This is a genomic window from Erythrobacter epiphyticus, from assembly GCF_034653295.1.
Taxonomy (GTDB): domain Bacteria; phylum Pseudomonadota; class Alphaproteobacteria; order Sphingomonadales; family Sphingomonadaceae; genus Erythrobacter.
This window is the reverse complement of record NZ_JAYEEU010000004.1, coordinates 272,613-299,222: the sequence shown is the minus strand read 5'-3', so window position 1 is coordinate 299,222 and position 26,610 is coordinate 272,613. Positions and strand designations below refer to the sequence as shown.

The 26,610-nt window shown below is 63.0% G+C and carries 23 protein-coding genes; 5 read left to right on the top strand and 18 right to left on the bottom strand.

Features of this window, described 5'->3' with window-relative positions; translation table 11 throughout:
- Both SOQ14_RS03480 and SOQ14_RS03475 read right to left on the bottom strand, forming a co-directional pair.
- Complete coding sequence (locus SOQ14_RS03480; protein ID WP_322896650.1) at positions 1-1,038, bottom strand: HlyD family secretion protein; 1,038 nt, start codon at positions 1,036-1,038, stop codon at positions 1-3.
- Complete coding sequence (locus tag SOQ14_RS03475) at positions 1,038-2,804, bottom strand: ABC transporter transmembrane domain-containing protein (RefSeq protein WP_322896649.1); 1,767 nt, start codon at positions 2,802-2,804, stop codon at positions 1,038-1,040. The genes SOQ14_RS03480 and SOQ14_RS03475 overlap by 1 nt, the downstream gene beginning before the upstream one ends.
- Before the next feature lie 287 nt (positions 2,805-3,091).
- Here SOQ14_RS03475 and SOQ14_RS03470 point away from each other — a divergent pair, with 287 nt between their 5' ends.
- From SOQ14_RS03470 to SOQ14_RS03455, 4 genes are read left to right on the top strand one after another with little or no spacing between them, the layout of a single operon-like run.
- Positions 3,092-4,294, top strand: a complete 1,203-nt coding sequence (locus SOQ14_RS03470; RefSeq protein WP_322896648.1) for an FAD-dependent oxidoreductase — start codon at positions 3,092-3,094, stop codon at positions 4,292-4,294.
- Between the two features lie 32 nt (positions 4,295-4,326).
- A complete protein-coding gene (locus SOQ14_RS03465) occupies positions 4,327-6,468 on the top strand; it encodes a dihydrolipoyl dehydrogenase family protein (protein ID WP_322896647.1) in 2,142 nt (713 codons plus the stop codon).
- Between the two features lie 6 nt (positions 6,469-6,474).
- Entirely contained in the window at positions 6,475-7,761 is a 1,287-nt protein-coding gene (locus SOQ14_RS03460; protein WP_322896646.1) for a NupC/NupG family nucleoside CNT transporter, read from the top strand.
- Entirely contained in the window at positions 7,754-8,359 is a 606-nt protein-coding gene (locus SOQ14_RS03455; RefSeq protein WP_322896645.1) for a CDP-alcohol phosphatidyltransferase family protein, read from the top strand. The genes SOQ14_RS03460 and SOQ14_RS03455 overlap by 8 nt, the downstream gene beginning before the upstream one ends.
- On the opposite strand, the gene SOQ14_RS03450 is transcribed toward SOQ14_RS03455, so the two are convergent.
- The gene (locus SOQ14_RS03450; protein ID WP_322896644.1) at positions 8,360-9,163 is read right to left on the bottom strand and encodes a DUF1499 domain-containing protein; all 804 of its coding nucleotides are present in this window, start codon (positions 9,161-9,163) and stop codon (positions 8,360-8,362) included.
- Positions 9,164-9,385: 222 nt separating this feature from the next.
- Here SOQ14_RS03450 and SOQ14_RS03445 point away from each other — a divergent pair, with 222 nt between their 5' ends.
- A complete protein-coding gene (locus SOQ14_RS03445; protein WP_322896643.1) occupies positions 9,386-9,910 on the top strand; it encodes a c-type cytochrome in 525 nt (174 codons plus the stop codon).
- A 68-nt stretch (positions 9,911-9,978) separates the two neighbouring features.
- Here the strand turns inward: SOQ14_RS03445 and SOQ14_RS03440 are convergent, their stop codons facing one another.
- From SOQ14_RS03440 to bchF, 15 genes are all read right to left on the bottom strand, one after another.
- Complete coding sequence (locus SOQ14_RS03440; protein ID WP_322896642.1) at positions 9,979-10,656, bottom strand: fibrobacter succinogenes major paralogous domain-containing protein; 678 nt, start codon at positions 10,654-10,656, stop codon at positions 9,979-9,981.
- Positions 10,657-10,782: 126 nt separating this feature from the next.
- The gene (hemA, locus tag SOQ14_RS03435) at positions 10,783-12,003 is read right to left on the bottom strand and encodes a 5-aminolevulinate synthase (protein ID WP_322896640.1); all 1,221 of its coding nucleotides are present in this window, start codon (positions 12,001-12,003) and stop codon (positions 10,783-10,785) included.
- Positions 12,004-12,026: 23 nt separating this feature from the next.
- Positions 12,027-12,860 carry a putative photosynthetic complex assembly protein PuhE gene (gene puhE / locus SOQ14_RS03430; protein WP_322896639.1) on the bottom strand — a complete coding sequence of 278 codons (834 nt, stop codon included), beginning with the start codon at positions 12,858-12,860 and terminating at the stop codon, positions 12,027-12,029.
- On the bottom strand, positions 12,854-13,939 hold the full coding sequence (gene acsF, locus SOQ14_RS03425) for a magnesium-protoporphyrin IX monomethyl ester (oxidative) cyclase (RefSeq protein WP_322896638.1): 1,086 nt from the start codon (positions 13,937-13,939) through the stop codon (positions 12,854-12,856). Before acsF ends, puhE begins: the two co-directional genes overlap by 7 nt.
- Positions 13,936-14,223 carry an O2-dependent cyclase accessory protein gene (locus SOQ14_RS03420; RefSeq protein WP_322896637.1) on the bottom strand — a complete coding sequence of 96 codons (288 nt, stop codon included), beginning with the start codon at positions 14,221-14,223 and terminating at the stop codon, positions 13,936-13,938. The genes acsF and SOQ14_RS03420 overlap by 4 nt, the downstream gene beginning before the upstream one ends.
- Positions 14,223-14,723 (bottom strand): photosynthetic complex assembly protein PuhC, encoded by a 501-nt coding sequence (gene puhC, locus SOQ14_RS03415; RefSeq protein WP_322896635.1) that lies wholly within the window; start codon positions 14,721-14,723, stop codon positions 14,223-14,225. The genes SOQ14_RS03420 and puhC overlap by 1 nt, the downstream gene beginning before the upstream one ends.
- Entirely contained in the window at positions 14,720-15,499 is a 780-nt protein-coding gene (gene puhB / locus SOQ14_RS03410; RefSeq protein WP_322896634.1) for a photosynthetic complex putative assembly protein PuhB, read from the bottom strand. Before puhB ends, puhC begins: the two co-directional genes overlap by 4 nt.
- Entirely contained in the window at positions 15,490-16,281 is a 792-nt protein-coding gene (gene puhA, locus SOQ14_RS03405) for a photosynthetic reaction center subunit H (RefSeq protein WP_322896633.1), read from the bottom strand. Before puhA ends, puhB begins: the two co-directional genes overlap by 10 nt.
- 73 nt (positions 16,282-16,354) lie before the next feature.
- A complete protein-coding gene (locus tag SOQ14_RS03400) occupies positions 16,355-17,794 on the bottom strand; it encodes a BCD family MFS transporter (RefSeq protein WP_322896632.1) in 1,440 nt (479 codons plus the stop codon).
- Positions 17,791-18,495 carry a magnesium protoporphyrin IX methyltransferase gene (bchM, locus tag SOQ14_RS03395; protein ID WP_322896631.1) on the bottom strand — a complete coding sequence of 235 codons (705 nt, stop codon included), beginning with the start codon at positions 18,493-18,495 and terminating at the stop codon, positions 17,791-17,793. Before bchM ends, SOQ14_RS03400 begins: the two co-directional genes overlap by 4 nt.
- A complete protein-coding gene (gene bchL, locus SOQ14_RS03390) occupies positions 18,495-19,391 on the bottom strand; it encodes a ferredoxin:protochlorophyllide reductase (ATP-dependent) iron-sulfur ATP-binding protein (RefSeq protein ID WP_322896630.1) in 897 nt (298 codons plus the stop codon). Before bchL ends, bchM begins: the two co-directional genes overlap by 1 nt.
- A gap of 20 nt (positions 19,392-19,411) precedes the next feature.
- Positions 19,412-23,041, bottom strand: a complete 3,630-nt coding sequence (locus SOQ14_RS03385) for a magnesium chelatase subunit H (RefSeq protein ID WP_322896629.1) — start codon at positions 23,039-23,041, stop codon at positions 19,412-19,414.
- Positions 23,031-24,602, bottom strand: a complete 1,572-nt coding sequence (gene bchB, locus SOQ14_RS03380) for a ferredoxin:protochlorophyllide reductase (ATP-dependent) subunit B (protein ID WP_322896628.1) — start codon at positions 24,600-24,602, stop codon at positions 23,031-23,033. Before bchB ends, SOQ14_RS03385 begins: the two co-directional genes overlap by 11 nt.
- A gap of 3 nt (positions 24,603-24,605) precedes the next feature.
- Positions 24,606-25,922 carry a ferredoxin:protochlorophyllide reductase (ATP-dependent) subunit N gene (locus SOQ14_RS03375; protein WP_416232720.1) on the bottom strand — a complete coding sequence of 439 codons (1,317 nt, stop codon included), beginning with the start codon at positions 25,920-25,922 and terminating at the stop codon, positions 24,606-24,608.
- Positions 25,919-26,497, bottom strand: coding sequence for a 2-vinyl bacteriochlorophyllide hydratase (bchF, locus tag SOQ14_RS03370; RefSeq protein ID WP_416232724.1), 579 nt, complete (start codon positions 26,495-26,497; stop codon positions 25,919-25,921). The genes SOQ14_RS03375 and bchF overlap by 4 nt, the downstream gene beginning before the upstream one ends.
- Between the last annotated feature and the right edge of the window lie 113 nt (positions 26,498-26,610).

The following is a 26,610-nucleotide window of genomic DNA, read 5'->3' as shown; positions in this document are numbered from 1 at the left end:
TCAGGTTCCCGACGGCGCGCTGGTTGCAGACGGGTTGGGAAGGACCGGCGGGAAGCTGTTGAGCTGCCGCCAGAGTTCATAGCCCACCGGCACGGTTTCAAGCAGCACCCAGGCCTGTGCCTTCGCGCCAAACCGCACGAAGCGTTCTTCCGGCCAGCGGTGCCCGTCGCTCGCATCCTCACGGATCAATACACGGAAGCGGCCATCGGGCTGCGAGGCCTGATCGACCGAAATCACCTCGCCGCCGAAGGTACCGACCGCCACGGCGGGCCAGCCGCTGAACTGCACGGCAGGCCAGCCTTCAAACATCACCCGCGCCTTGGCGCCTTTCTGCACCAGCGCGACATCGCGCCCGACGATGAAGACTTCGATCACCCGCTGCGAGGTTTCCGGCACGAACATCGCCAGCATATCGCCTGCGCGCACATAAGTCGCCGCATCGCCCGCCTGCACCCGCTGGATAAAGCCATCGCGCGGTGCGGTGACAATCTGCACCGCCTGCCGCGACAGATTGGTGCGGGCGCGGGCTAGGGCGGCCTCATCGCTCGCGATCTTGCCGCGCATGTCCTGAATGCGGATCATCGCCTGTTCGTATTCGCGCCGCGGGGCGAGCCCGGCCTCGAACAGCTCGCGCATCCGGCGCTCGTCGATTTGGGCGGTGGCCATCGCGCTGCGCGAGGCTTCGAGCTGCAGTTCGACCTGCCGGACTTCGGCCTCAAGCCGCGTGATCAGCTGCGGATCAATATCGACGATGCGGACAATCGGATCGCCTTTGGCGACTTTTGCGCCATCGCCGACATACCATTCCTCGATCCGCCCGGTGACAAGCGCATTGATCGTCTGTTCGCGTTCATTGGGGCTGAGCGTGGTGACAATCCCGCGTCCGGTCGTGGTCTGCACCCACGGCACATAGATCAGGAACACCAGCGACAGGACGAAACCGATCAGCAGCATCAGGAACACCGTGCGCATCACGCGCGGGATCTTGACGGATTCCAGCGCGCTGAAGCGGTGCGGGACTTTCTCAAGCGTCGCCATTACTGTTCTCCGCCTGAAGGTTCGCCTGCGATGAGCTGGCTGGCATCGGGGCCGCTTGCGCGCTGGGTGCGGCTGGCGCGGCGGAAGGCAGCAAAATCATCATAGAAGGTCTGCTCGGTCGCCTGGATATGCAGATAGCTGTCGCAGCCCAACTCGCAGTCGCGTTCGGAGAAATAGATCACCGTGGTGTTCGAGCTCGCTTTGAGCGCTGCGAAGGTACGCCGCAGATCTTCGGCGTCGACAAGGTCGAACAAGCGGGTCAGCACAAGAATCCGCGGCTTGGCCAGCAGCGCGCTCGCCAGTTTTAGCGCCAGCAGTTCGGCGGTGGACAGCGGATAGCCGGTCGCCGCGATCTTGGTATCGAGCCCTTTCTCGAAACTGGCAATCGTGCCGGCCAGCCCCACGGTTTCCAGCGCCTCGATGATGCGCCAGCTATCCCCCTTGTCGCAGGCGAGCCCGAGATAATCGCGCACCGTCATCGGCACGAAGCTGGGGCGATCGAGCACATAGACCGAACGGCGCAGATGGTGGGTCTCGATCTCCTTGATATCCGCGCCGCCCAGCGTGGTGTAGCCGCTCGCGGGAATCTCGTAGAGTTTGAGGATATTGGTGAACATCCGCTGCAAGCCATGCTGGCTGGTCGCCGCCATCACGATGGCGCCGGTCGGAATCGAGAAATTGAATCGCGCATTCTCGAACCGCGCGCGCCCGCCTGCATCCTTGAAGGTGAGCGTGTGATCATCGCCGATGATCGGATCATCGCCGCGCGGGTCTTCCTGCTCGACATCGAAGAACTGCGAGATTTCCTCCACGGCGGCGCACAGATCATAGAAATAGGTGAGGTAACTGCCGAGCATCGCCACGCCAAAGAAGGCGGCTGACAGCACCAGCTCGGCCGCCACGAGTTGGCCCAGCGTCAGCTCGAAGTTGATCACCAGCCAGCCGCCAAGGCCCAGCAGCACTGCACTGGCGGCGGCGTAGAGGAACAGGAACGAGAGCGTCTGCGAGAAATGCAGGCGGAAATAGCGCTTGCGCGCATCGAGATAGCCGTGAGTGTAGCGATCAGTTTGCTTGATCGCATAATCGACCCGGCGCTGCGATTTGAAGAACCCGTTGGATTCGCCGATCTGTTCGAGCCACGCCGCCGTGCCATGCTTGGCATGGCTGACATCAATCGCGGCGCGCACCGCGCGCGGCCCCCAGATGAACCACACCAGCGCGATCAGGCCGACCAGCACCAGCGTGAAAATCAGGAACAGGGGGTGGTAAAGCGAGACCAGCACGAAGCCGACACCGATGCTCAGCAAAATCGAATAGCCGTCCAGGATCAGGATCGGCATCCGCGACATCACCACCATCACATCGAAATAGCGGTTAAACAGCGCGCTGCGAGTGTTGTCGGTGAAAAAGGGGTTCTGCGCGTAAATCGCGATCAGCGAGATTTCGCTAACAAGCCGCGCATAGAACCGCCGCGCGAACAGTTCCATCAGGTGGATGCGCAGAGCGTAGAGCAGCGAGGACAGCAGCAGCAGCCCGAACAGGGTGAGCGAAAGCATCACCAGCGGCGCCGGCATTGCAGTATTCGCAATCGTGCTGATCAGCAATTGCACCGAAATCGGGGTCGCCAGCGCAAGCAGGCTGATGCCGACGCCATAGACAATCGCGATCCAGTAGAAATTGGCTTCAGGTTTGAGGATTTCAAAGAAAATACGGAAGAATTTTGAAAGGGATATGCTTTCGCCATAAGTTGGCTTCTTAACCGGCATGAGCGTTTTCCCGTTCGATCCGCGCGTACGGCGCGGTGCCGCTTGGCGGTGCGTCCATTTGTCCCATCCCTGATTTTGGGCGGATGGCCGCCTGCCTCGTTTCACCTAAAATGAGAAACTTGCAAGACAGTTCCAAGGCTTGTCCCTTTCGTGTTCCACATTTTCAACAGACCAGCGGGCCGCTCACCATTGGCGCGGGCAAAGAGGCTGCTCGCTGGCCCTTGTGCAGGCGCTCCGTTATCGGGTTTAGCTTGCGGCGCGATGAACCAACCCTGCAACCACGTGGCATGGCGGCAAAAATTGTGCTGGCTTGGCCGCGACATGGTGATCGCACCTCGCTTTGGGGCGGCCTCGCTGGCATGGTCGCGCAGATGCGCAGATTTGATCTGGTCTTGATAGGGGGCGGCCATGCCAATCTGGCGGTGCTGGCTGATTGGATCCGCCGGGGTGTTCCCGAGGATGCGCGCGCGGCGCTGGTCACGCCGCAACCCTTCCTGACCTATTCGGGCATGGTCCCCGGGGTGATATCCGGGGCCTATCGCCTTGAGGACGGGCACGTTGATCTCGCGCGGCTGGCCGCCCGTGCCGGCGTTGATCTGATTCCCGGGCGCTGCATAGCCATGGATGCAGCAACGCGGCGGGTGACGCTCGACACGGGCGAAGAGATCGCGTTCCGATTGGTTGCGATCGATGCAGGCGGTGTGGGACGAGGTGAAGAGGTGCTGGGGACTGATCCGCGCCTTATTGATGTGCGCCCGATGGATGGCTTCGCCGCGCGGCTGACAGCATGGCGCGCCGCTCATCGCGAGGGGGCGCAGCGCATCGCCGTGCTGGGCGGCGGGGCAGGCGGGGTCGAACTGGCCTTTGCCTGCGCCAATATGGCGGGCCTCGCCGCGCCTTGTGCCGTTACTCTCATAACAGGCGAGCAAGGGCTGCTGCCCGGCTTTGTCCCGCGCTTCCGAAAGCTCGCGGCGCGAGAGCTCGCCTGTCAGCGGATCACCATCATCGCAGCTGATGCGCGGGTTGAGGCAGGCGCGCTCATGGCGGGTGAGCGGGTGCTTGAGCCTTGCGATCTCATCATCACCGCGCTCGGCAGCGCCGCGCCCGATTGGCCGCGTGCCGCCGGGCTGGCCTGCGATGCCGATGGCTTCATCGCGGTTGATCGTCACCAGCGCAGCCTCTCCCACCCGCATATCTTCGCTGCGGGCGATATCGCCGCGCGCAGCGATCGCAGGGTGGTGCATTCGGGGGTTCATGCGGTGCACACCGGCCCGGTGCTTGCCGCCAATCTGCGCAGCGCACTGGCAGGCCTGGCGCCGCCGCGCACCTATACCCCGCGCCCCGCCAGTCTCTATCTGCTCAGCTGCGGCGATGGCACCGCGCTCGCCAGTTACGGCCCGCTCGCCGGGCATGGCCGCTGGGCGCAGCGGCTCAAGCAGCGGATAGACACGCGCTGGATTGCCGCATACGCGAGGATGGCAGGCGCGTAACATCTGCTGCGTCATCACACCGGGACACCGCCTTGTTCAAAAAGCTTCTCATCCTTGCTGCACTGACCGCTGTTATCGCAGCCTATTTCGGCTTAGGCCTTGGGCAATATCTGACCTTTGACGGGATGAAAGCGGCGGTGAGCGAGTGGGATGCGTTCTACCGTGAAAATCCTGCGCTGGTGCTGGCGGCGTTCTTTGCCGTCTATGTCGCGGTCACCGCGGCCTCCTTGCCGGGAGCCGCGATCATGACTCTTGCGGCCGGGGCGCTGTTCGGTCTGGTGGTGGGGACGGTGCTCGTGTCTTTCGCCTCGACTATGGGGGCCGGGCTTGCCTTCCTGTCGGCCCGCTATGTCCTGCGTGACGGGGTCGAGGCGCGGTTTGGCGAGCGTCTGCGCAGCATCAACGCCGGGCTTGAACGCGACGGGGCGTTCTATCTCTTCACGCTGCGGATGATCCCGGTTTTCCCGTTCTTTGTCGTCAATCTCGTCATGGGGCTGACCCGCATCCGCTTGCTGACATTCCTGTGGGTGAGCCAGTTGGGGATGCTGCTCGGCACCATTGTCTATGTGAACGCGGGGACGCAGCTCGCCCGGATCGAGAGCCTTTCGGGCATAGTCTCGCCCGCGCTGCTGGGCTCTTTCGCGCTGCTCGGGATCGCGCCGTGGCTGGCCAAGCTGCTGATCGGCTGGGTGCGCGCGCGCAAGGCCTATGCGGGCTTTACCCGTCCCAAGAGGTTTGATCGCAATCTGGTGGTCATCGGTGCGGGTTCCGCGGGGCTGGTCTCGGCCTATATCGCGGCGACCGTCAAGGCCAAGGTCACACTGGTCGAGGCGAAGGCAATGGGCGGCGATTGCCTCAACACCGGCTGCGTGCCGTCGAAAGCCCTGATCAAGAGCGCCAAGGTTGCCGCGCAGATGCGGCATGCAGATCGCTACGGCCTTGCGCCCGTGCGCCCGCAGGTGCCGTTCCGCGACACCATCGCCCGCGTGCAGCAGGTGATCCGCGCGATCGAGCCGCATGATTCAGTCGAACGCTTCGAAGGGCTCGGGGTTGATGTGGTGCAAGGCTATGCCCGCATCCTTGATCCGTGGACGGTGGAGATCGCCCGCGCCGATGGAACCCCGCAGCGCCTCACTACCCGCAGCATCATCCTTGCCACCGGGGCGGAACCGGTTGTCCCGCCGATCCCCGGTATCGAGGCGTCAGGCTATCTCACCAGTGAGACGATGTGGGATGCCTTTGCCGCGATGGACGCCGTGCCCGCCCGGCTGACAATCCTTGGCGGCGGGCCGATTGGCTGCGAACTGGCACAGACCTTCGCGCGGCTTGGTTCCGAGGTCACGCTGGTCGAGCAGGCCGACAAGGTCTTGGGGCGCGAAGATCCCGAGGTGAGCGAATTGGCAGCGCGCGTGCTCGAAGAGGCAGGGGTGCGGGTGCTCACCGGCCACACGGCAGCGCGCTTTGAAGGCGGTATGCTGATAGCCGAGCGGGCCGGTGATGAATTGCGCGTCGCCTATGATGCCCTGATCGTCGCGGTGGGGCGCCGCCCGCGGCTTGCCGGGTTCGGGCTGGAGGACTTGGGAGTGGAAACCACCGGGACGCTGGCGACCGATGGGTTCCTCGCCACCCGCTTCCCCAACATCCTGGCGGCGGGGGATGTGGCCGGGCCTTACCAGCTCACCCATGCTGCCAGCCATCAGGCGTGGTATGCGGCCGTCAATGCCCTGTTCGGCCATCTCAAGAAGTTCACAGCCGATTACAGGGTCATCCCGCAAGTCACTTTTCTTGAACCTGAATTTGCCCGCGTTGGCCTGAACGAAAGCGCGGCCGCAGCACAGGGCATTGCTTATGAGGTCACCCGCTATGCCCTTGATGATCTCGACCGGGCGATTGCCGAAAGCGAGACGCATGGCTTTGTCAAAGTGCTGACCGCGCCGGGCAAGGACCGCATTCTTGGCGTGACGATTGTCGCTGCCCACGCGGGCGAATTGCTCGCCGAATATGTGCTGGCGATGAAGCACGGGCTGGGCCTCAACAAAATCCTCGGCACGATCCATTCCTATCCGACCTTTGCCGAAGCGAACAAGTTCGCGGCGGGGCAGTGGAAGCTCGCGCGCAAGCCCGAAAAGCTGCTGGCATGGGTCGAAAAATACCATGCATGGCGGCGCGGGTAGCAGGCGATGGAGTGGTTCGATCAGACACGCGGCGTGATCGGCATCATGGTGCTGCTGGGCATCGCGTGGGGCCTCAGCGAGAACCGCAGCGCACGTCCCGGTTGGCGCTGGATCGCGGGCGCGCTGGCGCTGCAAGGCGCGCTCACGCTGGTTATCGTTAGGGTGCCGGTGGTCTGGGATCTGATGCAATATGCCAATAAAGCTGTGCAGGCCGTTGAAAAGGCAACGCTTGTGGGATCGTCCTACATGTTCGGCTATCTTGGCGGGGCACCGGTGCCGTTCCAACTGGCCGAAGGGACGCAGCCGCCGCTGATCATCGCCTTCCAGATCCTGCCGCTGGTGATTGTCTTTTCCGCGCTGGCGGCCCTGTTGTGGCATTGGGGTGTGCTGCGCGCCGCGGTCAACGGCCTGTCATTCCTGTTGCGCCGCTCGCTCGGGGTGAGCGGTGTCGTCGGCCTGTCAGGCGGCGCGAACATGTTCCTTGGCGTGGTGGAAAGCCCGTTGGTGGTGCGCGCCTATTTCGCCCGGATGAGCCGCGCGGAATTGTTTCAGGTCATGGTGCTGGCCATGGCCACGATCTCGGGCGCGATCCTGATACTTTACGCAACGACACTCAGCAAAACCGTGTCCGATGCGGTGGGCCATATGATCGCCGCTTCGCTGGTGTCGCTGCCGGCCGCGCTGCTGATCGCGCGCCTGATGGTGCCTGATGATGGCCAAGCCGCCGCGACCGACATCGCCGAGGGCGAGGAGGGCCTGCGCTACGAATCCAGCATTGACGCCATCATCAAAGGCACGATGGACGGGATGCAGCTGTTCCTTGCGGTGATTTCGGTGATCATCGTGGTGTTCGCGCTGGTCGCGCTGGTCGACCAGGCCCTGGCGCTGGCCCCTATGATCGACGGTGCGCCGCTCACGCTCAAGCGCCTGTTTGGCTGGCTGTGTGCGCCGCTGATGTGGCTGATCGGCGTGCCCTGGGCCGAAGCGCAGGCGGCAGGCGCGCTGATGGGGACCAAGGCGGTGCTCAACGAATATGTCGCCTATCTCGAACTGGCCGCCTTACCCGCGGGCGCGTTGAGCCCGCGCAGCCTGCTGATTGTCACCTATGCGCTGTGCGGGGTGGCCAATCTGGCAAGCGTGGGTCTGCTGGTTTCGACCATCGGCACCCTGTGTCCCGAACGTCGCGCGGAGACGGCGGGTCTCGGCATGAAAAGCTGGGTGGCGGGCAACCTCGCCACCGCGATGACCGGGGCGTGGATCGGGCTGGTCAGTTGGGGTGCCCCGAGTGTTTGACGCCAAGCTCCGCCCGCTGATCGATCCGCCGCTCAACCGCATCGGGCGCGCGCTGGCCGGGCTGGGCGTGACCGCGAACCAACTGACTTTCGCGGGCCTTGGCCTCGGCCTTGGCGGGGCCGCCGCGATTGCTTTCGGGCATATTGGCTGGGGCCTTGCGCTGATTCTCGCCAACCGGTTGCTCGATGGGTTGGATGGCGCGGTGGCCCGCGTGGCCGGGCCGAGCGATTTCGGCGGCTACTGCGATATTGTCGCGGATTTCGCTTTCTATGTCGCGATCCCGCTCGCCTTCGGGGTGATGGCGCCCGAAAACACGCTTCCTGCGCTGGTGCTGGTGGCGAGCTTCGTGCTGACCGGGGTCAGCTTCCTCGCCTTTGCCACCATTGCCGCCAAGCGCGGGGCTGAGACCGAAGCCCACGGCCGCAAAAGCTTTTTCTATTCAACCGGCTTTGCCGAAGGCGCAGAGACCATCGCGGTGTTCATCGCCATGTGCCTTTTCCCCGCATGGTTCGGCGTGATCGCCTATGCCTATGCCGGGCTGTGCGCGCTGACCGTGATCCAGCGCAGCGCGCTTGCCATGGCGATGTTCAAGGACTGATCAGCCGCCGCCCAGCTTGGCTGCGGTTGCGGCGCGCAGCGCGGCAATCCGCTTGGCATTGGCGCCCAGATCGCTTTGCCCAACCCGGCTGACCGAGCGGAAATCGATCTGCTTGTCGCTGATGCGGGCGACCACATCATCCTTGAAGCCGAACCAGTAGGTCTCGGCCACGCCCTCGACGCGGCCGGCCGCGCTATCGCTGCGGATGGACTTGAAACCCAGCTCATCCATGGCCGCGGCGACAGCGGCTGCGCCTTGCTGCGGGCTGGCCTGCCCGAGCGGCAGCGGCTGGAGCGTCGGGTAGGTTTCGGTGATGATCTGCGCATGGCTGCGGATCGCAACGCTCGGCGAGACGCCTTCGAACACCGGAATATCGCTCAGCGGGGTCTGGTAATCATTGAGCGGATTCGCCTCCGCTTTCTCACGCGCGGCCATGGTTTCCGCGGAAAAGGCGGGCGGGTTGGCGGTATCGGTCGCGACATCATGGATCGGGTTCTTGCTCGCCGTGTTCGCCATTGATGCAAACATCGTGAGCACCCCGCCAGCCACCACCAGTCCGGCAAGGGCAAGCCCGGCCAGCCCGTTACGGCGCGGCTTCCTGATCAGCACCAGCACCAGCGAGATCGCGGCAATCAGCGCAAGCAAGCCGAGAATGATCACCCCTCCGCCCATAGTCAGCGCCAGCAGACCGATCTGCCAGCCCCACAGTCCGATCTTGGTGCCAAGCGCCGAGATCAGGAAAAACACCGGGAGAAACACGGTGAGCGCGAGAACAGCTTTGCTGTGCCAGGGAAGATTTTTCATGCGACCTCTTTTAATCGGCGCGCGGCGCAAGGCAACCGGGCAGCTTTTTGCCGTCTCAATCGGGGCGGGCAGGAAACGCTTTGGCGCGCTGTGCGTTAGGATATCAGGCGAGTTGGGAAAACCTCCCGAACTTGCGAAGTTGCCCGCTTTTCTTGGCGGAGAAAGTGTTTTATGGCCAGTCGCGATGCGGGAGGACATCAGTTGTTAGAGGACACTCAAATCATGAAGCGTACTACCCTGTTGAGCGCAATTGCGCTGGCGAGCCTGGTGACCGTTTCGGCCTGCGGTGGCGGTGCTGGTGCCGATGGCGCTGCTCCGGCTGCGGAAGAAACCACCGTTGCGGAAGCTCCGGCTGCCGAAGCCGCCCCGGCCGCGGAAGAAACCCCGGCTGCTGCTGATGCCGCTGCTGCGGGTGCGACCGCCAGCTTCGCTGGCATGACCACTGATGTGAAGGCAGGCGAGAAGGTCTTCGCGCTGTGCCGTTCGTGCCACGTGCTTGACGAAGGCGTGAACCGCGTCGGTCCGTCGCTGTACAACGTCGTGGGCCGCAAGTCGGGCTCGGTTGCGGGCTACAGCTACTCGGAAGCCAACAAGAACAGCGGCGTGACCTGGACCACCGACGTGCTGTTCAAGTACCTCGAAGATCCCAAGGGCTTCATGCCGGGCACCAAGATGGCCTTCCCGGGCATCAAGGATGCACAGGATCGCGCTAACCTGGTTGCCTATCTCGAAAGCACCAAGAAGTAAGCGCACAGCGAAACGCTGTTAGAAATGGGGCGGTGCGGATATTCCGTGCCGCCCTTTTTCTGTGCTTGTCACGCCTTGATGCAGCGAACCGACATCCCCATCGCCTTGTCATATTCGATGCGGAAAAGCTTGGCATCGTAATCGAACAGCATATGCGCCGTGGTCGTCGTGGCGGTGCGTTCGGTCATCGACCAGAAATAGGCGACCTTTCCGCCGAGGAAGAATTCGCCGCGCTGAGTGCGAAACCCGGCAGGAAGCCCGCCGAAACCCACATCATCACTGCCGCTGCCGGGGCCGTTTTCGGCCATCGGCCAGCCGCTGGCTGACTTCAGCCGGAACGCCGCCCGTTCAGCCCCGAGAAAACGCTCCAACGCGGTCCAATCCGCATCAGTCGGGATGCGGAAGCCTTGCGGGCACAGGCCGCGCGGATCGCTGATCGCGGCATAATTGTAGAGCAAGCCATCGCGGGGGATGCGCGCCTCTTCATTGAGGTAAGCGCTTTGGGCCGGCTTCCCGCTGCGGCCCGCGGCAGCCCATGCAGCCGCATCCGTGATGCGCGCGATTGGATCGCCATTGCGGAAGGTGGTGACAGCCAGATTGCGGGCGAGCCAGACCTGCTCGCCAATCATCACCGTGGCAGGCGTGGGGGCAGGCGCAGCATGGGACGGCGCGCCCAGTGTGATCGCGGCGGCAAGCGCTCCGCCGCCAGCGGCCACAGCGCACAGGAGCATCGGGGGAAAACGCATCGCAGACCTTCCCTTTTTCGCGACCCCCATGTGCTCTTACGTCGCTTGCGGTCTCCGGTATGCAAAAGGGGTCGGGAAATCATCGCTTCCCGGCCCCTTGGCTGTTCTGTTGGGAACCTGCGTGGTTCAGGCTGCGGTTGCCATCCGCGCCAGTTCGCACTGTGACCAGATTTCGGACAGCGCCTTGATCAGCCGATCAATATCGCCATCGGTGTGGACGGGCGAGGGGGTGAGCCGCAGGCGTTCCGTCCCCACCGGCACGGTCGGATAATTGATCGGCTGCACATAGATGCCGTGGTTATCCATCAGCCAGTCGCTGATCATCTTGCACTTCTTGGCATCGCCCACCATCACCGGGATGATGTGGCTGGGATTGGGCAGATGGGGAATGCCCATCATGTCCAGCTTGCGGCGCACCTGCGCCACCCGATCCTGCTGCATCTCGCGCTCGACATTGCTGGTCTTGAGATGGCGGATGCTGGCGGCCGCGCCCGCGGCAATCGCCGGGGGCAGGGCGGTCGAGAAGATGAAGCCGCTGGCAAAGCTGCGCACGAAATCGACGAGATTCTTGCTCGCCGCGATATAGCCGCCCATCACGCCGAAGGCCTTGCCGAGCGTGCCTTCGATCACGGTGATGCGGTCCATCAGCCCTTCGCGTTCCGCCACGCCGCCGCCGCGCGGGCCATAAAGGCCAACCGCGTGGACTTCGTCGATATAGCTCATCGCGCCGTGTTTTTCGCACACGTCGAGAATTTCGGCGATCGGCGCAATATCGCCATCCATCGAATAGACGCTTTCGAACACCACCAGCTTGGGCACTTCGGGGCCGTAATCCGACAGCAGGCGATCGAGATCCTCGGGATCATTGTGCTTCCAGATCTTGTAGGGTGCGCGGCTGTGGCGCACCCCCTCGATCATCGAGGCATGGTTGAGGGCATCGGAAAACACCACGCAGCCCGGGATCTTGGCCGCCAGCGTTCCGATGCCCGCCCAGTTCGAGACATAGCCCGAAGTGAACAACAGTGCGGATTCCTTGCCGTGCAGATCGGCAAGTTCCTGTTCGAGCAACACGTGATAGTGATTGGTGCCCGAAATATTGCGGGTGCCACCAGCGCCCGCGCCGCATTCGTCAAGGCAATCATGCATCGCCTGAAGGACATCGGGGTGTTGCCCCATGCCGAGATAATCATTCGAACACCAGACAGTCACCGCCTGGGTTTCTTCGCCGATAAAGCGCGTGGCATGGGGGAAGCGCCCGCGATGCCGCTTGATATCGGTGAACACCCGGTAGCGCCCATCCTCGCGAACCTGATCGAGTTCACGGGCGAAGTAGGCTTCGAAGTCCATGGCAGATCCCTTTTTGTCCATGTTCATGTCGTGATGTCCCGGCTGGCCGGAACCGTAACCTTGTTGTGTGGCACCTTGCTTGCGGCCAGTTTGTGGCTCGGCAGAGCCCAGCCCCACAGCATCCCGTCGCGGAACGGCAACGAGAGAAACAGGTGTTCGATCACGCCGAGCAATGACAGCGTGAAGAGCAGGCTTGCCCCGACCATTTCCGCGCTTCCTGCGGGAGCCGCCAGCGCCAGGGTGGCAAACCATGTTGCCACGGCAGTAATCCCGATCATCGAGATCGCCAGCAAAAGGGTCATCCGGTTAGGGCCGAAATAGGTCTTGAGATAGGCGAGGTGATCGGGGAGCATTTCCACCGAGGAATTGGGCACGCCGACGAAGAGATTGATCTTTGACGTCAGGCGCATCGCAAACATCAGCACAAACACGGTCGCGCCGATCTGGTTGGGCACATCCCACGACAGCGAGATGAGGAGCAGCGCGGTGAGGGCGAGGGCAACCTCATGGTGCATCACCGTGGCCGCAGCCTGACGGAACCGGGCGAGCCCGGTCAGCGCCGGATCAGCCGGGCCACGGCGCGGCCCTGCGGCAGCGCCGGTGAGGAAGCTGATTTCGTGCCAGCCCCACACCATCAGCGCACCGATAAAGCCGATATAGACCGCCCACACCTCAGCCGAAAGCGAGGCAAAGAGGATCACCACCAGTCCGGCAATGCCGCTGATGCTGCCCACCATCTGACTGCGCGAAAAGGTCGCGCGGGGGCGGTTATCGGCCCAGGCCACCAGGCCTGTCGCAATGAACCACACCATGACCGTCACGATGAAGGGGACAATATGGCCTTCCCAGCTCACCATGCAGGGTGCATCCGGATGGTGGCGGGCAGTTCATGGGTGTGGGTGCGGTGGAAATAGAGCCGCGCGAAGGCCAAGCCTGCGCCCGCCATGCCCGAAACCCGCTTGGCCAATCCGCCAAGGCCGCCTGCGCGCTTGCCTTCCTCGATCTTGAGCGCGGCCAGTCGCATGTTTTCCATCTGCTGGCGGAAGGCCGGGCTGTCGATGTCGAGTTCGATCGGATAGACCTGACGCGTGATCTGGTTGCAGACCTTGAACACCTCGTAATCATATTCCGTGGGATCAACGCCAAGCGCCTGATGGAAGGCGGGGCGGGCATGATCGCGGACATACATCGTGGCATAGACCGCCACGAGGAAGAAGCGGATCCACAGCTTGTTGAGGCCCTTGAGCAGCTTGGGATCGGCGCGCATGATCATCGCGAAGGCCTCACCGTGGCGGAACTCGTCGTTACACCACTGTTCGAACCAGTCGAAAATCGGGTGGAACTTGTATTGCGGATTCCGCGCCAGCTGGCGGTAGATCGTGATGTAGCGCGCGTAGCCGATCTTCTCGGACAGATATACCGAGTACCAGATGAACTTCGGCTTGAAATAATGATACTTCTTGGACTTGGTGAGAAAGCCGAGATTGATCCCGATGCCTTCATCCTTGAGCGTTTCGTTGATGAAGCCGGCGTGACGGCTTTCATCGCGCGCCAGCAGCTTGAACAGCTGCTTCATATCCGGGTTCTTGGTGCGCTTGGCAATTTCGGCATAAAGAATGCAGCCCGAGAACTCGGAGGTCAGCGACGAGACCAGAAAATCGATGAATTCGGCGCGCAGCTCGGGCTCGAGCGCCGAGATCACCCCGTCGAAGCTTTCGTTCTTGCGGAAGTGCTTCTTGTTGGGATCGGCGACCATGTCGGCCATCAACTGATCCCACTCGGCGCGCACCAGACTGACATCGATCTTGTCGAGCGCGTCGAAATCCGTGGTGTAGAACCGCGGCGAGAGCACGGTTTCATGAGCCGCCATCGCCAGCGTATCGGGCTTCGCGGCATCCTGCGGGGCTGCGGCGGTGATGGAGGTGTGGGCGTTCATCGGATGCTCCCGGGGTTGAAACTGACTTCGTAAAGCTCGGTAAGATCGAAATAGGCGGCAAAGCGGGTCCAGGCGCGGGTCAGCGCAGTCGCGCGCTTGACGGTCGCCATGCGGGTGAATTGCAGGCTTTGCCCGAAATCCACCGTCATCGGCGCGCCGTGCACTTTCACCTCGTCACCCGGATAGAGCGGGATATCGCCTTCGAGCTCGACATGAGCATGGAAATGATCGGGGCTCTGCTCGATCGTGATCGTGCAGGGAATGTCGAACTGGCGCGCGCTCATCAGCGGCGCTCCCGCGTGAAGCCATTGGCTTCGGGGAGCATATTGGCAAAGACCATGCGATTATCCGGGCCGAAATTGGCAACTTCCACCGTGCGCTTGCTGATCGGATCGAGCAAGGTGAGCGAGGTATCGCTCCAGCCCTGAAGCACGAAGGGAACTTCGGCACCCTTGCCGCGGATACGGCGCTGGTGGACAAGGCTGCGCACGCTGGCGCGAATGAACCCGCCTTCGCCGATGCCGAAGCGGCCGACAACTTCGCCGGTCGCCGCGTCTTCAACCCGCACCGTGCCATCGGGTTCGTCATAGAATTGGATCGAACGCTCCACAGCCAGCGCGACGTTGGTCTCGGCACGATATTGCGCGGCGACGGCGCTTTTCGGCAGATAGCCATTGGTAACCAGCGCGGTCAGGATCAGCGATATCCCCACAAGGCCACCCATCAGCAAGAGCGGCACCTTGTGGACGGTCACTTCGTCCTTTTCATATTCCCGAACGATCATGCGGGCGCTCCCTCAAGTCCCTTGTCACCCAGACCCGTGCGCAGCGGCGCAACCGGGCGCAGGCCCACAGTGGCAGACACGGCCTGCCCTTGGTGAACGGTTTCAGCCGCCGTTTCTTTGACGTCGCTCAAATTCTGTTCGATTTCGCCGTAGATCGCGCGGGCATCGGCCATGAGTTGCGCGACGCGGGCAACTTCGGGGATGGCGCGCAGCATCGGCTGCGGATGATTGATATGCCACGGACGCAGGTGGGGCCACAGCAGCACCACGCCAAGCAGGCGGTCACCGTTGAGTTCGAGCGCAATGTCCCCGAAACCCTTGCCGCTGTCACGCAAGTGCGCGGCCTTCACTTGCTTGAGCGGGACATTGATGCGGGTCTCGATCGCCATGCCGATGCGCATGATGACGCGCACATCGGTCAGGATGTAAAGCGTGCTGCGCGCGCTGAGCCAGGCGAGGAAATAGAGGATCGCGATGGTGACAGCACCTGCGCCGGCCATGATCGCCGCCGTGCCGGGCCGATCGGTCGCAACGCAAACCGCCACCAGCACCGCGAAGTAGAAGGCCACCCAATAGGCGCGGAATGCACCGCGGGCGAGCAGCGACACCTTGGGGCGGCCGCGCCACAGCAGGCGTTCATCGGGTTGCGGCGTGCCGAGCTTGTCGCCATGCGCAGTCGGGCCATCGCCTTCGAGCAGCGCGTGATCCAGCCCTTCGGGCAGGGTGGGGGACAGCCGCGCGGCTGCCCCCTGATCGGTGTCGGAATTCAGAGCCACGGTTCAGCCCTTTCCGGCGTTGCGTACATGTACCCGCCGCCGAAATAGGCCTGGATGCGGTCTTCTTCGAAGCGGGTGATCTGGCCGGGGGTTTCCAGCTCGGGCACACGCTCGAATTGTTCGGCGGTGATTGCATCGATCTCCACCAGTTCGGGCTTGTCGCCGAAGAAGCCCTTGGTCTGCACCGAGGCCACCATCATCGGGGCAAGCACTTTCTTGCCCGAATTGGTCGTCACTTCGAGATAGCGGATGATGTGTTCGGCCTGATCGGTCCAGATATCAGTGATGGTGCCGGCCTTCTTGCCGTCAGCCGCGATCACCGGCCAGCCCATGATGTTGGGATCGCCCGGCGCAATCGCCATTTCATGATAGGAATTGCCGATCGGAATGATCCGCGGACGGCCATCAGCGGTGACATCAGGATACTTGGCGCGGTTCGCCCAAGCTGCCGGCCCGAGGCCATCGACCATCGGATCGCCGGTCGGCACGTAAGGCGCACCGGCGGAGCGGAACATCGGCTTGGCCGGGATGCTGACCGGATCGCGGGCGACATCTTCCGGGACATAGGTGCCGCGGCCATTGGGCAACTTGAACACCTTCTTGTCGCCATCGAACAGGCTCTTGGGGTGGACGCGGCCCGTCAATTCATCCTCAACCGGGTAGCCCTCACGACGGCTTTCCTTGTTCAGGTAAAACACCAGCGCGATGAAGAAAGCGAAGAACAGCAGAAATGCAAGTTCGGCGACATCAAATGTCCCGACAATATAGGTGTGGTTCATCATGTGACGTTCCTCTCATGGAAACACGCGAGCGATGCGCTTTGGGCAGAGACAAGTGGCAGGCTAAAGACGGCAATCATGTCGGAAATTCCTGCAGGCCAAAGGGCTGGTCGCTCTGGTCTGCCTCACTCTTGGCATTTCTGCGGCTACGGCCGACCAGCGGCCCCAGCGCAGCAAGCCCTGCCAGCAGCAGGGCAATCTCGATGATGTAGACGGTGCTGTATCCGGTCGAGCGCATTGCCAGCGTGGCAGCAGGCGCATCGCCTTGCACCAACATGGCAACGATATCGCGCAGGATCCCGCCAATCGCGATGCCCGCACCGGCGCAGGTGGCCTGCACGGCGCCCCACGCGCCCAGCGCCATGCCGGCGGTTTCGTTCTTGGCAAGCGCCATCGCTTCCATCAGCGTGCCGACCGAGAACAGGCCAAGCCCGATCCCGATGGTGAGCGCACCAAGATAGAGCAGGAAAGGCGAACCGAACGGCGCCGCAAACAGCACCATCAGGAAGGCGTTGATGCCGATGACAATGCCCTTGCCGGCAATCCGCATCGGATCGCCGCCAAAGCCGAGCATCCGGCCCGACCACATGAAGCCGATCAGCGAGCCAAGCGCCCACACCCCGGTGAGGCCGGTGGTCGCGCCGACCGAGAGCTTCAAAATCTCGCCGCCATAGGGTTCGAGCAAAGCATCCTGCATCGCAAAACCCGCAGCCCCGATGCCGATCGCGGTCAGCAGCCGTGCGTTGCGGCCGTCGCGCATAAAGGTCTGCCACAATTCGCTGAAAGTCGGCGTGTCACGATCCGGCGCGGTGATCTTGGGATTGCGCGCTTCCTGCTTCCACAAGGCAATGGTGTTGAGGATCAGCGTGATCAGCGCGGTGCCCTGAATGACCTGCACCAGCCGCATCGGGCTGTAGTCGTGCAGCATCCCGCCGATCACGAACGCCGCCAGCATCATGCCGACCAGCAGCATGACATAAAGCAGCGCAATCGCGCGCGGACGCTTGATTTCAGGGGCCAGATCGGTTGCGAGCGCAAGGCCAGCGGTCTGCGTCACATGGAAACCAATGCCGGTGAGCAGGAAAGCAAAGGCGCCCGCAACGAGGCCAAGCTCAAAGCGATCGGCTTCGCCCAGCAGCAGCAGGGCAAAGGGCATGATCGCCAACCCGCCAAACTGGAGAAGCGAACCGAACCAGATGTAAGGCACGCGCCGCCAGCCCAGCACCGAACGGTGCGTGTCTGACCGGTGCCCGATCAGCGCGCGGAACGGCGCGACCACCACCGGCACGGCAATCAGGATCGCGACCAGCCAGGTCGGCGTGCCCAACTCGACAATCATCACGCGGTTCAGAGTGCCGTTAAGCAGCACCATCGCCATCCCCACCGTCACCTGAAACAGCGACAGGCGCAGCAATTGCCCGAGCGGAAGATCCGTGCTCGCCGCATCCGCAAACGGCAGCATGCGGAAAATCACCGCTGTCCAGTGTGGCGGCTTGGGGCGAACGTCCGGGGTCATCCGTGCCTCACCAGTTCCAGCGCCTGCGAGGTGTAGAAGCCGCTCGAAATGCGCTTGGTGCGGCCGATGCGCCAGCCGCGCAGCTGGCTCAGGCGGTGACGGATTTCCCATTCCAGCGTCGGGACGATCGCGGGCGAACGGTCAGAGCGCGGGAACAGCTTGCCCACGGTGTACATGGTTTGCAGCAGCGCGGTGCGCGGCGCGAAGGTGAACAGGATGGAATCGGTCGTGCGTTCGGCAAGCTGCGCCAGCGCATCGGCCAGATCAGCGGGCTGATAGTGGATCAGCGAATCCATCGCGACGACATGGGCAAAGGTGCCGAGCGAGGGATCGAGCATATCGCCCGCGCGCCAATCGATCCGGCCATGCCCGATGAAGGACGGGGTGCGTTGGCGGGCCACGTCAACCAGGCCCGCCGCGACATCAATGCCGGTGACTTCCGCACCACGGCAGGCCGCCGCGATGCTGAAGGCGCCGGTGCCGCACCCGGCATCGAGCACGCGGGTGCGGCGCAGATCCGTCGGCAGCCAGTCGAGCAAGGTCGCGCGCATCGCATCGCGCCCGGCGCGCACCGTGGCGCGGATGCCGCTGACTTTCACATCAGAGGTCAGATCAATCCACGCCTGCCGCGCGGTGCTGTCAAAATAAGTCGCCAGCGCCTCGCGCTGGGCATCGTAACGATTAGGAGAACGCGTTGCCATTACTCAAATCCCAGGAAGTCAAAGATATCGCGGTCTTTCATCGGTTGCGCGGCTGACGGTTCGACACCGTCCCACAGCATCTGCGCGAGACGCAGATATTCATTCTGGGCAGCGATCACTTCGGGATCATCACCCATTTCGAACAAGGTGCATTTCTTGAGCCGCGACCGGCGGATCGCATCAACATCGCGGAAGTGCGCGAGGCGCTGCATCCCGATCTTGTCGCAGAAGCGATCAATCTCATCGGTCTCGCGGCTGCGGTTGGCGACGACGCCGGCAAGGCGCACATCGTAGTTCTTCGACTTCGCGCCAATCGCCGCGACAATGCGGTTCATGGCAAAGATGCTGTCGAAATCGTTGGCGGCGACCACGATCGCGCGTTCGGCATGTTGCAGCGGCGCGGCAAAGCCGCCGCACACCACATCGCCGAGCACATCGAAGATCACCACATCGGTTTCTTCAAGCAGGTGGTGCTGCTTGAGCAGCTTCACCGTCTGGCCAACGACATAGCCGCCGCAGCCGGTGCCAGCCGGCGGCCCGCCCGCCTCGACGCACATCACGCCATTATAGCCTTCGAACATGTAGTCTTCAGGCCGCAATTCTTCGGCATGGAATTCCACCGTTTCGAGCACGTCGATCACCGTCGGCATCAGCTTCTTGGTGAGCGTGAAGGTGCTGTCATGCTTGGGATCGCAGCCGATCTGGAGCACGCGGTGGCCGAGCTTCGAAAAAGCCGCCGAAAGGTTCGACGACGTCGTCGACTTGCCGATCCCGCCCTTGCCGTAAACGGCGAAGACCTTGGCGCCCTTGATCTTGTCGGACGGGTCCAGCTGGACCTGCACCGATCCCTCGCCATCAGGCGGACTGAACGAGGCATTGGGGGTGTGCAGGTTCATTGGTCGATCCCTTTGTTCATTTATTCTGCGAACACGCCTTCGAGGCGATCTTCGAGCTCGTCGCTGGCTTCACGCAGAGCGGCGAGGGTGGCTTCATCGGGCTCCCACAGATTGCGGTCGCAGGCTTCGAGCAGGCGGCCGGCCAGCTTGGCCGAGCTCTTGGGATTGAGCTCGCTCATGCGGCGGCGCATGTCGGGATCGAGCACGAAGGTTTCCGAGATCTTCTGATAGACCCAGGGGGCAACCTGACCGGTGGTGGCGGACCAGCCGAATGTGCTGTTCACATGGCCTTCGATCTGGCGGACGCCTTCGTAGCCATGTTCGAGCAGGGCTTCGTACCACTTGGGGTTGAGCGTGCGGGTGCGCGCCTCGAGATCGATCTGTTCGGCTAGGGTGCGCACCTTGGGCTTTCCGCGGGTAGCATCGAGAATATAGACCGGGGCTTCTTCGCCCTTGGCCTTGGCCACGCTGCGCGCGACCCCGCCAAGCCCGTCGACATACTGGTCGACATCATTGATGCCGAGCTCGATGCTTTCGAGGTTCTGGTAGGTGAAGTCGACGGTGCTGAGCGCGCTCTGCAAGATTTCGCGCTGCTGCACCGGGCGGCCCGAAATGCCATAGCCAAAGCCCTTCTGGGTTTCGAAGGCATTGGCGAGTTCATCGGGATCGGCCCAGGTGCCGCCATCGATCATCTGGTTGACGTTGGCACCATAGGCACCTTCGGCATTCGAGAAGACGCGCAGCGCGGCGGTTTCGATGTCGCAGCCGTGCTTCTCCATCTGCGCCAGCGTGTGCTTGCGGATGAAGTTGGCCTCGGTCGGCTCGTCCGCCTGGCTTGCCATCAGCGCGGCTTCGGCGAGCATGCGGATCTGCATCGGCAGCAGATCGCGGAAAATGCCCGACAGCGTCATCACCACATCGATGCGCGGACGGCCGAGTTCTTCCAGCGGGATCAGTTCGGCACCGCACAGGCGGCCATAGGAGTCGCGCCGCGGACGTGCCCCCATCAGGCGCATCGCTTGTGCGATCTGAACGCCTTCGGTCTTCATGTTGTCAGTGCCCCACAGCACCATAGCGATGCTTTCGGGGAAGGGCGCGCCGCCATTGACGTGGCGGGCGATGAGCTGCTCGGCCTGTTCCGAACCCAGCTTGCAGGCGAAGGTTGACGGCAGCAGGAAGGGATCAAACCCGTGGATGTTGCGGCCCGTGGGCAGCACTTCGGGATTGACCACGACATCGCCGCCCGGCGCCGGCAGGACATAGCCACCATCAAGCGCGTGGATCAGCGAGCCCAGTTCATCCGATGAGGCGATCTTGGCGGCGAGTTCGGCGCGGTTGACCTTGTCCGGCCCGCCGCCCGCATCGACCATCGCATCGAGCATGTCCTCGAGTTCCTGCCCTTCCGGGTTCTTGCCCAGAATATGCAGGCCATAGGGAATGAGCGCTTCCTCAAGCTCATACAGCTTGGCCGTCAGTTCGCCGATCTCGGTATATTCGATATCGAGCGCTTCGCACTGGTCAGCGATCATCTGTTCCAGATCAGCGCGTTCATCGGCGTGATCGGGATCATTCTGCGTCAGCCGCCAGCGTTCGACACTGGTCTTGAGTTCGGACAGGCCCTTGTACAGCCCTGCCTGCGCCAGCGGCGGAGTCAGGTAGCTGATCAAGGTCGCCGCCGAACGGCGCTTGGCCAGCATGCCTTCGGTCGGGTTGTTGGCGGCATAGAGATAGAAGTTGGGCAGATCGCTGATCAGGCGTTCCGGCCAGCAGGTACCGGACATGCCCGCCTGCTTGCCCGGCATGAATTCGAGCGCGCCGTGGGTGCCGAAATGGACCACGGCGTGGGCGCCGAAATCCTCGTTGATATAGCGATAGAAGGCGCTGAAGGCATGGGTCGGCGAGAAACGGCCTTCGAACAGCAGCCGCATCGGATCGCCTTCGAAGCCGAAGGCCGGCTGCACGCCGACGAACACCTTGCCGAAATGCGCGCCCATGATCTGGATGTGGCCGCCATCGGCAAGCTGCTTGCCCGGTGCGGGGCCCCATTGCGCTTCGATTTCGCCGAGGAACTTCTCACGCCGGACATGCTCATCCGCCGGGATGCGGTGCGCGATATTGGCATCGGTGCCGTAACGCTCCGCATTGCCCTTGAGGATCGCCTCGCGCATCGCATCAAGGCTTTCGGGCACCTCGACATCATAGCCTTCGGCGTTGAGACGCTTGAGCGTCGCGTAGAGCGATTCATGCACCGCCATGAAGGCAGCCGTGCCGGTTGCACCGGCATTGGGTGGGAAGTTGAACAGCACGATCGCCAGCTTGCGCTCAGCCCGTTCAGCCTTGCGCAGGCGCACCAGCTTGACGACGCGCGCGGCGAGCGCCTCGGCGCGTTCGGGGCAGCCCTGCATCGGACGCAGTTTTTCGGTGACCTGCTGCGCGCAGTGCCGCTCGCAGCCCTTGCAATGCGGGCCGGAATTGCCCGCGCGGCCGCCGAACACGCTCGGCACGGTCGAGCCATCAAGCTCGGGCAGTGCGACCATCAGCGTCGCTTCGAGCGGGAGCAACCCGCGCTCGCTCAGCGCCCAATCTTCGATCGTCTGGAATTCGACCGCATGGGCCGCCACGTAAGGCAGATCCATCTTGGCGAGCACATCGCGCGCGGCAGCCGCATCGCTGTAGGCCGGGCCGCCGACCAGAGAGAAGCCGGTAAGGTTGACGATGGCATCAACAGTCGGCTTGCCATCGGGGCCGACAAAGAACTTGTCGATCGCCGGGCGCGCATCGAGCCCACTGGCAAAGACCGGAACAACATTGAGCCCCATCGCCTCGAACGCCGCAATCGCGCCATCATAATGCGCGGCATCACGGCCCAGCAGATAGGAGCGTAGCAGGATGAGCCCGACCGTGCCCTCCGTGCCTGTGGGCTTGGGCAGCAGGCGCAGGCTTTCGGAAATGCGCTGCTGGGTGCGCGGATGATAGACGCCCACCTCGGGGTATTCGATCGGCGCTTCGGCCTTGGTGACACCGCGGCGATAGGCGCGTTCCCCGCTGGCATAGCGATCGATCAGCGCGCGCACCATGGCGACGACGTTTTCGTCCGAACCCGCCAACCAATATTGCAGCGTGAGGAAATAGGCGCGCACATCCTGCGCGGTGCCCGGAATGAATTTGAGCAGCTTGGGCAGGCGGCGCAGCATTTTCATCTGGCCTTCGGCCGAATTGCCGCCGGGCTTGGAAGAGCCGCGCAGCTTCTTGAGCAGCGCCAGCGGGCCCTTCGCCGGCGCATCCATGCGATAGGCGCCCATCTTGGTGAGGCGCACGATTTCGCCCGCGCTCATCAGGCATACCATCGCATCGCAATCCTCGCGCCGGGCTTCAAGCGCGGGCTGGATCATGCGGATCTGTTCATCGAGGAAGATCATCGTGGTGATGACAATGTCAGCCTCGGCAATCGCGGCGTTCACCTTGGCCAATTCGTGCGCATCGCTGCCCCATTCCGATGCGGCATGGAGCGAGAGTTGGATATTATCTGCCGCCAGTTCCGCCTCAGCGCGGCCAACCGCGCCTTTGAGGTGATTGTCGAGCGTCACAATCACCACCCGCACGGGGGCGCGGGGATCGACAAGTGCAGCAGAAGCAACCTTACCGTGCATAATGAGCCTTCGCGTCGTAGAGTGTTTCCAGTTCAATCCGGGTGAGGCCTTCGGCGGCAGCGAAGGCTTCGGTGTTGCGCTTGGCCTTGCCGCGCACAAAGAAAGGGATCTTTTTCAGCTCGCGCTCGGCCTCGGCAGTCCAGAGCGAGCCATCGGCTTCAGCCACCGCAGGGGCCGGGATGTCGGCAACCGGCGCTTCCGACACGGCTGCCACTTTCGCCGCCTTGGGCGAATGGGCTGCAAGGTGGCTCGCGCCATGTTCATCGGCGAATTCAAAGTCCTCACGGAACATCGTGAGCAGGTGTTCCTCAAGGCCCATCACCAGCGGGTGCACCCAGGTGTCGAAGATCACATTGGCGCCTTCAAAGCCCATCTGGGGCGAATGGCGCGCCGGGAAATCCTGCACATGGACAGGGGCTGAGATCACCGCGCAGGGCAGGCCCAGCCGCTTGGCAATGTGCCGTTCCATCTGCGTGCCGAGCACCAATTCGGGGCAGGCCGCGGTAATGGCATCTTCCACGGCCAGGTGATCATCGGTGATCAGCGGTTCGACCCCGCAGCGCACCGCTTCGGCGCGGATATCGCGGGCGAATTCGCGGTTGTAGCAGCCAAGGCCGCAGACTTCGAAGCCAAGCTCCTCGCGCGCGATCCGCGCGGCGGCCACGGCATGGGTGGCATCGCCAAAGATGAAGACGCGCTTGCCGGTCAGATAGGTCGAATCGACCGAGCGTGACCACCACGGCATCCGGGAAGAGGTGTCGCCGAGGGCAGGCGTGGGATCTGCACCTGCCAGCTCGGCGACGTCGGCAATGAAGGAGCGTGTCGCTCCCACGCCGATAGGGACGGTGCGCACCGCCGGCTGGGAGAAGGTCTTCTCCAGCCAGCGGGACGCCTCATCTGCAATTTCGGGATACATCACGATGTTGAAATCGGCCGCGCCAATGCGGGCAATATCAGCAGGGCTCGCGCCGAGCGGCGCGACAAGATTGACCTCGATATCGAGGCAATCGAGGATCTTGCGGATTTCCACCAGATCATCGCGGTGGCGGAAACCGAGGGCCGTGGGGCCAAGGATATTGGCGCGCGCGCGGCGGCCTTCGCGCGGTTCGCGCACCAGCGACTTGTCCGCCAGATGGCGCACGATCTGATAGAAGGTCTCGGCCGCGCCCCAGTGCTCCTTGCGCTGGTAGCTCGGCAGTTCGAGCGCGATAGCCGGGCAGGGCAGGCCCATCGCTTCGGCAAGACCGCCGGGATCATCCTGGATGAGTTCGGCGGTGCAGGATGCGCCAACGATAATCGCCTGCGGATTGTAGCGGGCAACCGCTTCGCGCGCGGCATCCTGGAAGATCTGCGCGGTGTCCTTGCCAAGATCGCGCGCTTCGAAAGTGGTGTAGGTAACCGGCGGGCGCTGGCCGCGCCGTTCGATCATCGTGAACAGCAGATCGGCGTAGGTATCGCCCTGCGGGGCGTGCAGCACATAATGCAGGCCCTTCATCGCCGTTGCGATGCGCATTGCACCGACATGGGGCGGGCCTTCATATGTCCAAACCGCCAGTTGCATCGCCTAGACCTCCAGCCTGTCGCGCCGCCGCAAGGGCCGGGCGAAGAGTTCAGCAAGGTCAGCGGCCTGATCAAAGCCGTGGATCGGCGAGAAGACGAGTTCAATCGCCCACTTGGTGGTGAAGCCTTCGCCTTCGAGCGGGTTGGCAAGGCCAAGTCCGCACACGGTGATATCCGGCTTGTCGGCGCGCACGCGATCAAGCTGACGCTCGACATGCTGGCCTTCACTGAGGCGCACCGCATCACTGAAATGCGGCAGTTCGCGGGCCAGGTGCGCGCGGTGAAGATAGGGCGTGCCGACTTCGACCAGCTCCATGCCAAGCTCGTTCTGCAAGAAGCGCGCAAGCGGCACCTCAAGCTGCGAGTCGGGCAGAAAGGTGATGCGCTTGCCTGCCAATTCGCCGCGCAGCTTGGCCAGCGCCTTGTTGGCGCGTTCACGGCCCGGTGCGAGCACGCGGGCGATGTGCGCTTCGTCGATCCCGAATTCGCGGGCCGCCGCGGCAAGCCAATCGGTGGTGCCTTCGGCGCCGAACGGGAACATTGCCTCGATCCGACGCGCGCCGCGATTTTCCAGCGCCATCGCGGTTTCACCAAGGAAGGGCTGGGCGAGGATGTAGCGGGTGTTGGCGCCAAGGCTGGGCAGATCGCGCGAATTACGCGCGGGCAGCACGCCGACATTCGCGATGCCCAGCTCGGCGAAAAGCCGCAGGAACTGGTCTTCCACGATATCGGGCAGACTGCCGACGATTAGCAATTGCTTGTCCGCTTGCGGATCGCTGGCAGGCATGACCGGCACGAGCGCAGCGAGGCAGGTGTCTTCGCCCTGGGTGAAAGTCGTCTCGATCCCGCTGCCGGTGTAATTGAGAATGCGCACCCGGGGCATGTATTGTGCGCCGAGGCGCTGGGCGGCCTTGGCGAGATCAAGCTTGATCACTTCAGACGGGCACGAGCCGACCAGAAACAGCGTCTTGATATCCGGGCGCCGTTCGAGCAGGCGGCTGACCACCCGATCCAGTTCTTCCTGCGCATCGGCCATGCCGGCGAGATCGCGCTCTTCCATGATCGCCGTGGCAAAGCGCGGTTCGGCAAAGATCATCACGCCAGCAGCCGATTGCAGCAGGTGCGCGCAGGTGCGCGAGCCCACGACAAGGAAGAAGGCATCCTGCATTTTGCGGTGCAGCCAGATGATCCCGGTCAGCCCGCAGAACACCTCGCGCTGGCCGCGTTCGCGCAGAACCGGACGATCATCGCGCGCCGGGCGATCGGTCGCCGGGGCGACATAATCGGCGCTGCAGCCATCGAGGAGGGTGGCATCGCTCACGCAGCCACCGCCATATCCTGCGCACCTTGTGCTTGGCCGGCAGCGTCAAGCTCGGCTTCTTTCTCGGCCTGGAGGCGTGCCATCCGCAGCTTCCAGATGAACTGGCCCGCGTTGATGACATAAGCGCCGTAACCTGCAAGGGCGACAATCAGGCGTTGTTCGAGCGTGCCGTAATCGCCCAGCAGCATCACCATATAAAGGGTGTGCAACGCGATCACGAGCATCGAGAAGACGTCTTCCCAGAAGAAGGCGTCGGCAAAAAGATACTTGCCGAACACGACCTTCTCCCAGATCGCGCCTGTCACCATGATGGTGTAGAGAAAGAACGTCTTGACGACGATGGAGACGTCAGCGGCGAAAGCGCCTTCGCCGGTGTTGAGCGTGCGGATCACCAGCACGAGGCTGACGAGAAACACCAGAAATTGCAGCGGCGCGAGCACGCCTTGAACCAGTGTCCAGACCGATTCATCCCGGCGCTTCCGCTCTTCCGCGGTGTACAGCGCGTATCGGGCTTTCCTCTCCGTGTCCGCCTGCGGCGTTGTTCTTGCAGGCTCGACCGGGGACGCGTGATCCATCCGAGTCATGTAGTTTTAGCCTTTGCTGTCAGAATCGAAGACTACGCCTTTCCCAACAGAAGTGTCAACTAAATTGGACGTTCAAAATTGTTGACGCTTTTTTGCTGCCGGGA

Excerpts from the sequence above, each read along its gene's own strand:
- puhA (WP_322896633.1), bottom strand. The coding sequence starts at position 16,281 with ATGATGAACCACACCTATATTGTCGGGACATTTGATGTCGCCGAACTT.
- SOQ14_RS03445 (WP_322896643.1), top strand. The coding sequence starts at position 9,386 with ATGAAGCGTACTACCCTGTTGAGCGCAATTGCGCTGGCGAGCCTGGTG.
- acsF (WP_322896638.1), bottom strand. The coding sequence starts at position 13,939 with ATGAACGCCCACACCTCCATCACCGCCGCAGCCCCGCAGGATGCCGCG.
- SOQ14_RS03475 (WP_322896649.1), bottom strand. The coding sequence starts at position 2,804 with ATGCCGGTTAAGAAGCCAACTTATGGCGAAAGCATATCCCTTTCAAAA.
- puhE (WP_322896639.1), bottom strand. The coding sequence starts at position 12,860 with ATGGTGAGCTGGGAAGGCCATATTGTCCCCTTCATCGTGACGGTCATG.
- bchB (WP_322896628.1), bottom strand. The coding sequence starts at position 24,602 with ATGCAACTGGCGGTTTGGACATATGAAGGCCCGCCCCATGTCGGTGCA.
- SOQ14_RS03385 (WP_322896629.1), bottom strand. The coding sequence starts at position 23,041 with ATGCACGGTAAGGTTGCTTCTGCTGCACTTGTCGATCCCCGCGCCCCC.
- SOQ14_RS03440 (WP_322896642.1), bottom strand. The coding sequence starts at position 10,656 with ATGCGTTTTCCCCCGATGCTCCTGTGCGCTGTGGCCGCTGGCGGCGGA.
- SOQ14_RS03480 (WP_322896650.1), bottom strand. The coding sequence starts at position 1,038 with ATGGCGACGCTTGAGAAAGTCCCGCACCGCTTCAGCGCGCTGGAATCC.
- puhC (WP_322896635.1), bottom strand. The coding sequence starts at position 14,723 with ATGATCGTTCGGGAATATGAAAAGGACGAAGTGACCGTCCACAAGGTG.
- bchM (WP_322896631.1), bottom strand. The coding sequence starts at position 18,495 with ATGGCAACGCGTTCTCCTAATCGTTACGATGCCCAGCGCGAGGCGCTG.
- bchF (WP_416232724.1), bottom strand. The coding sequence starts at position 26,497 with ATGGATCACGCGTCCCCGGTCGAGCCTGCAAGAACAACGCCGCAGGCG.
- SOQ14_RS03400 (WP_322896632.1), bottom strand. The coding sequence starts at position 17,794 with ATGACCCCGGACGTTCGCCCCAAGCCGCCACACTGGACAGCGGTGATT.
- SOQ14_RS03460 (WP_322896646.1), top strand. The coding sequence starts at position 6,475 with ATGGAGTGGTTCGATCAGACACGCGGCGTGATCGGCATCATGGTGCTG.
- SOQ14_RS03420 (WP_322896637.1), bottom strand. The coding sequence starts at position 14,223 with ATGAGCGCGCGCCAGTTCGACATTCCCTGCACGATCACGATCGAGCAG.
- SOQ14_RS03470 (WP_322896648.1), top strand. The coding sequence starts at position 3,092 with ATGGCGGCAAAAATTGTGCTGGCTTGGCCGCGACATGGTGATCGCACC.
- bchL (WP_322896630.1), bottom strand. The coding sequence starts at position 19,391 with ATGAACCTGCACACCCCCAATGCCTCGTTCAGTCCGCCTGATGGCGAG.
- SOQ14_RS03450 (WP_322896644.1), bottom strand. The coding sequence starts at position 9,163 with ATGAAAAATCTTCCCTGGCACAGCAAAGCTGTTCTCGCGCTCACCGTG.
- hemA (WP_322896640.1), bottom strand. The coding sequence starts at position 12,003 with ATGGACTTCGAAGCCTACTTCGCCCGTGAACTCGATCAGGTTCGCGAG.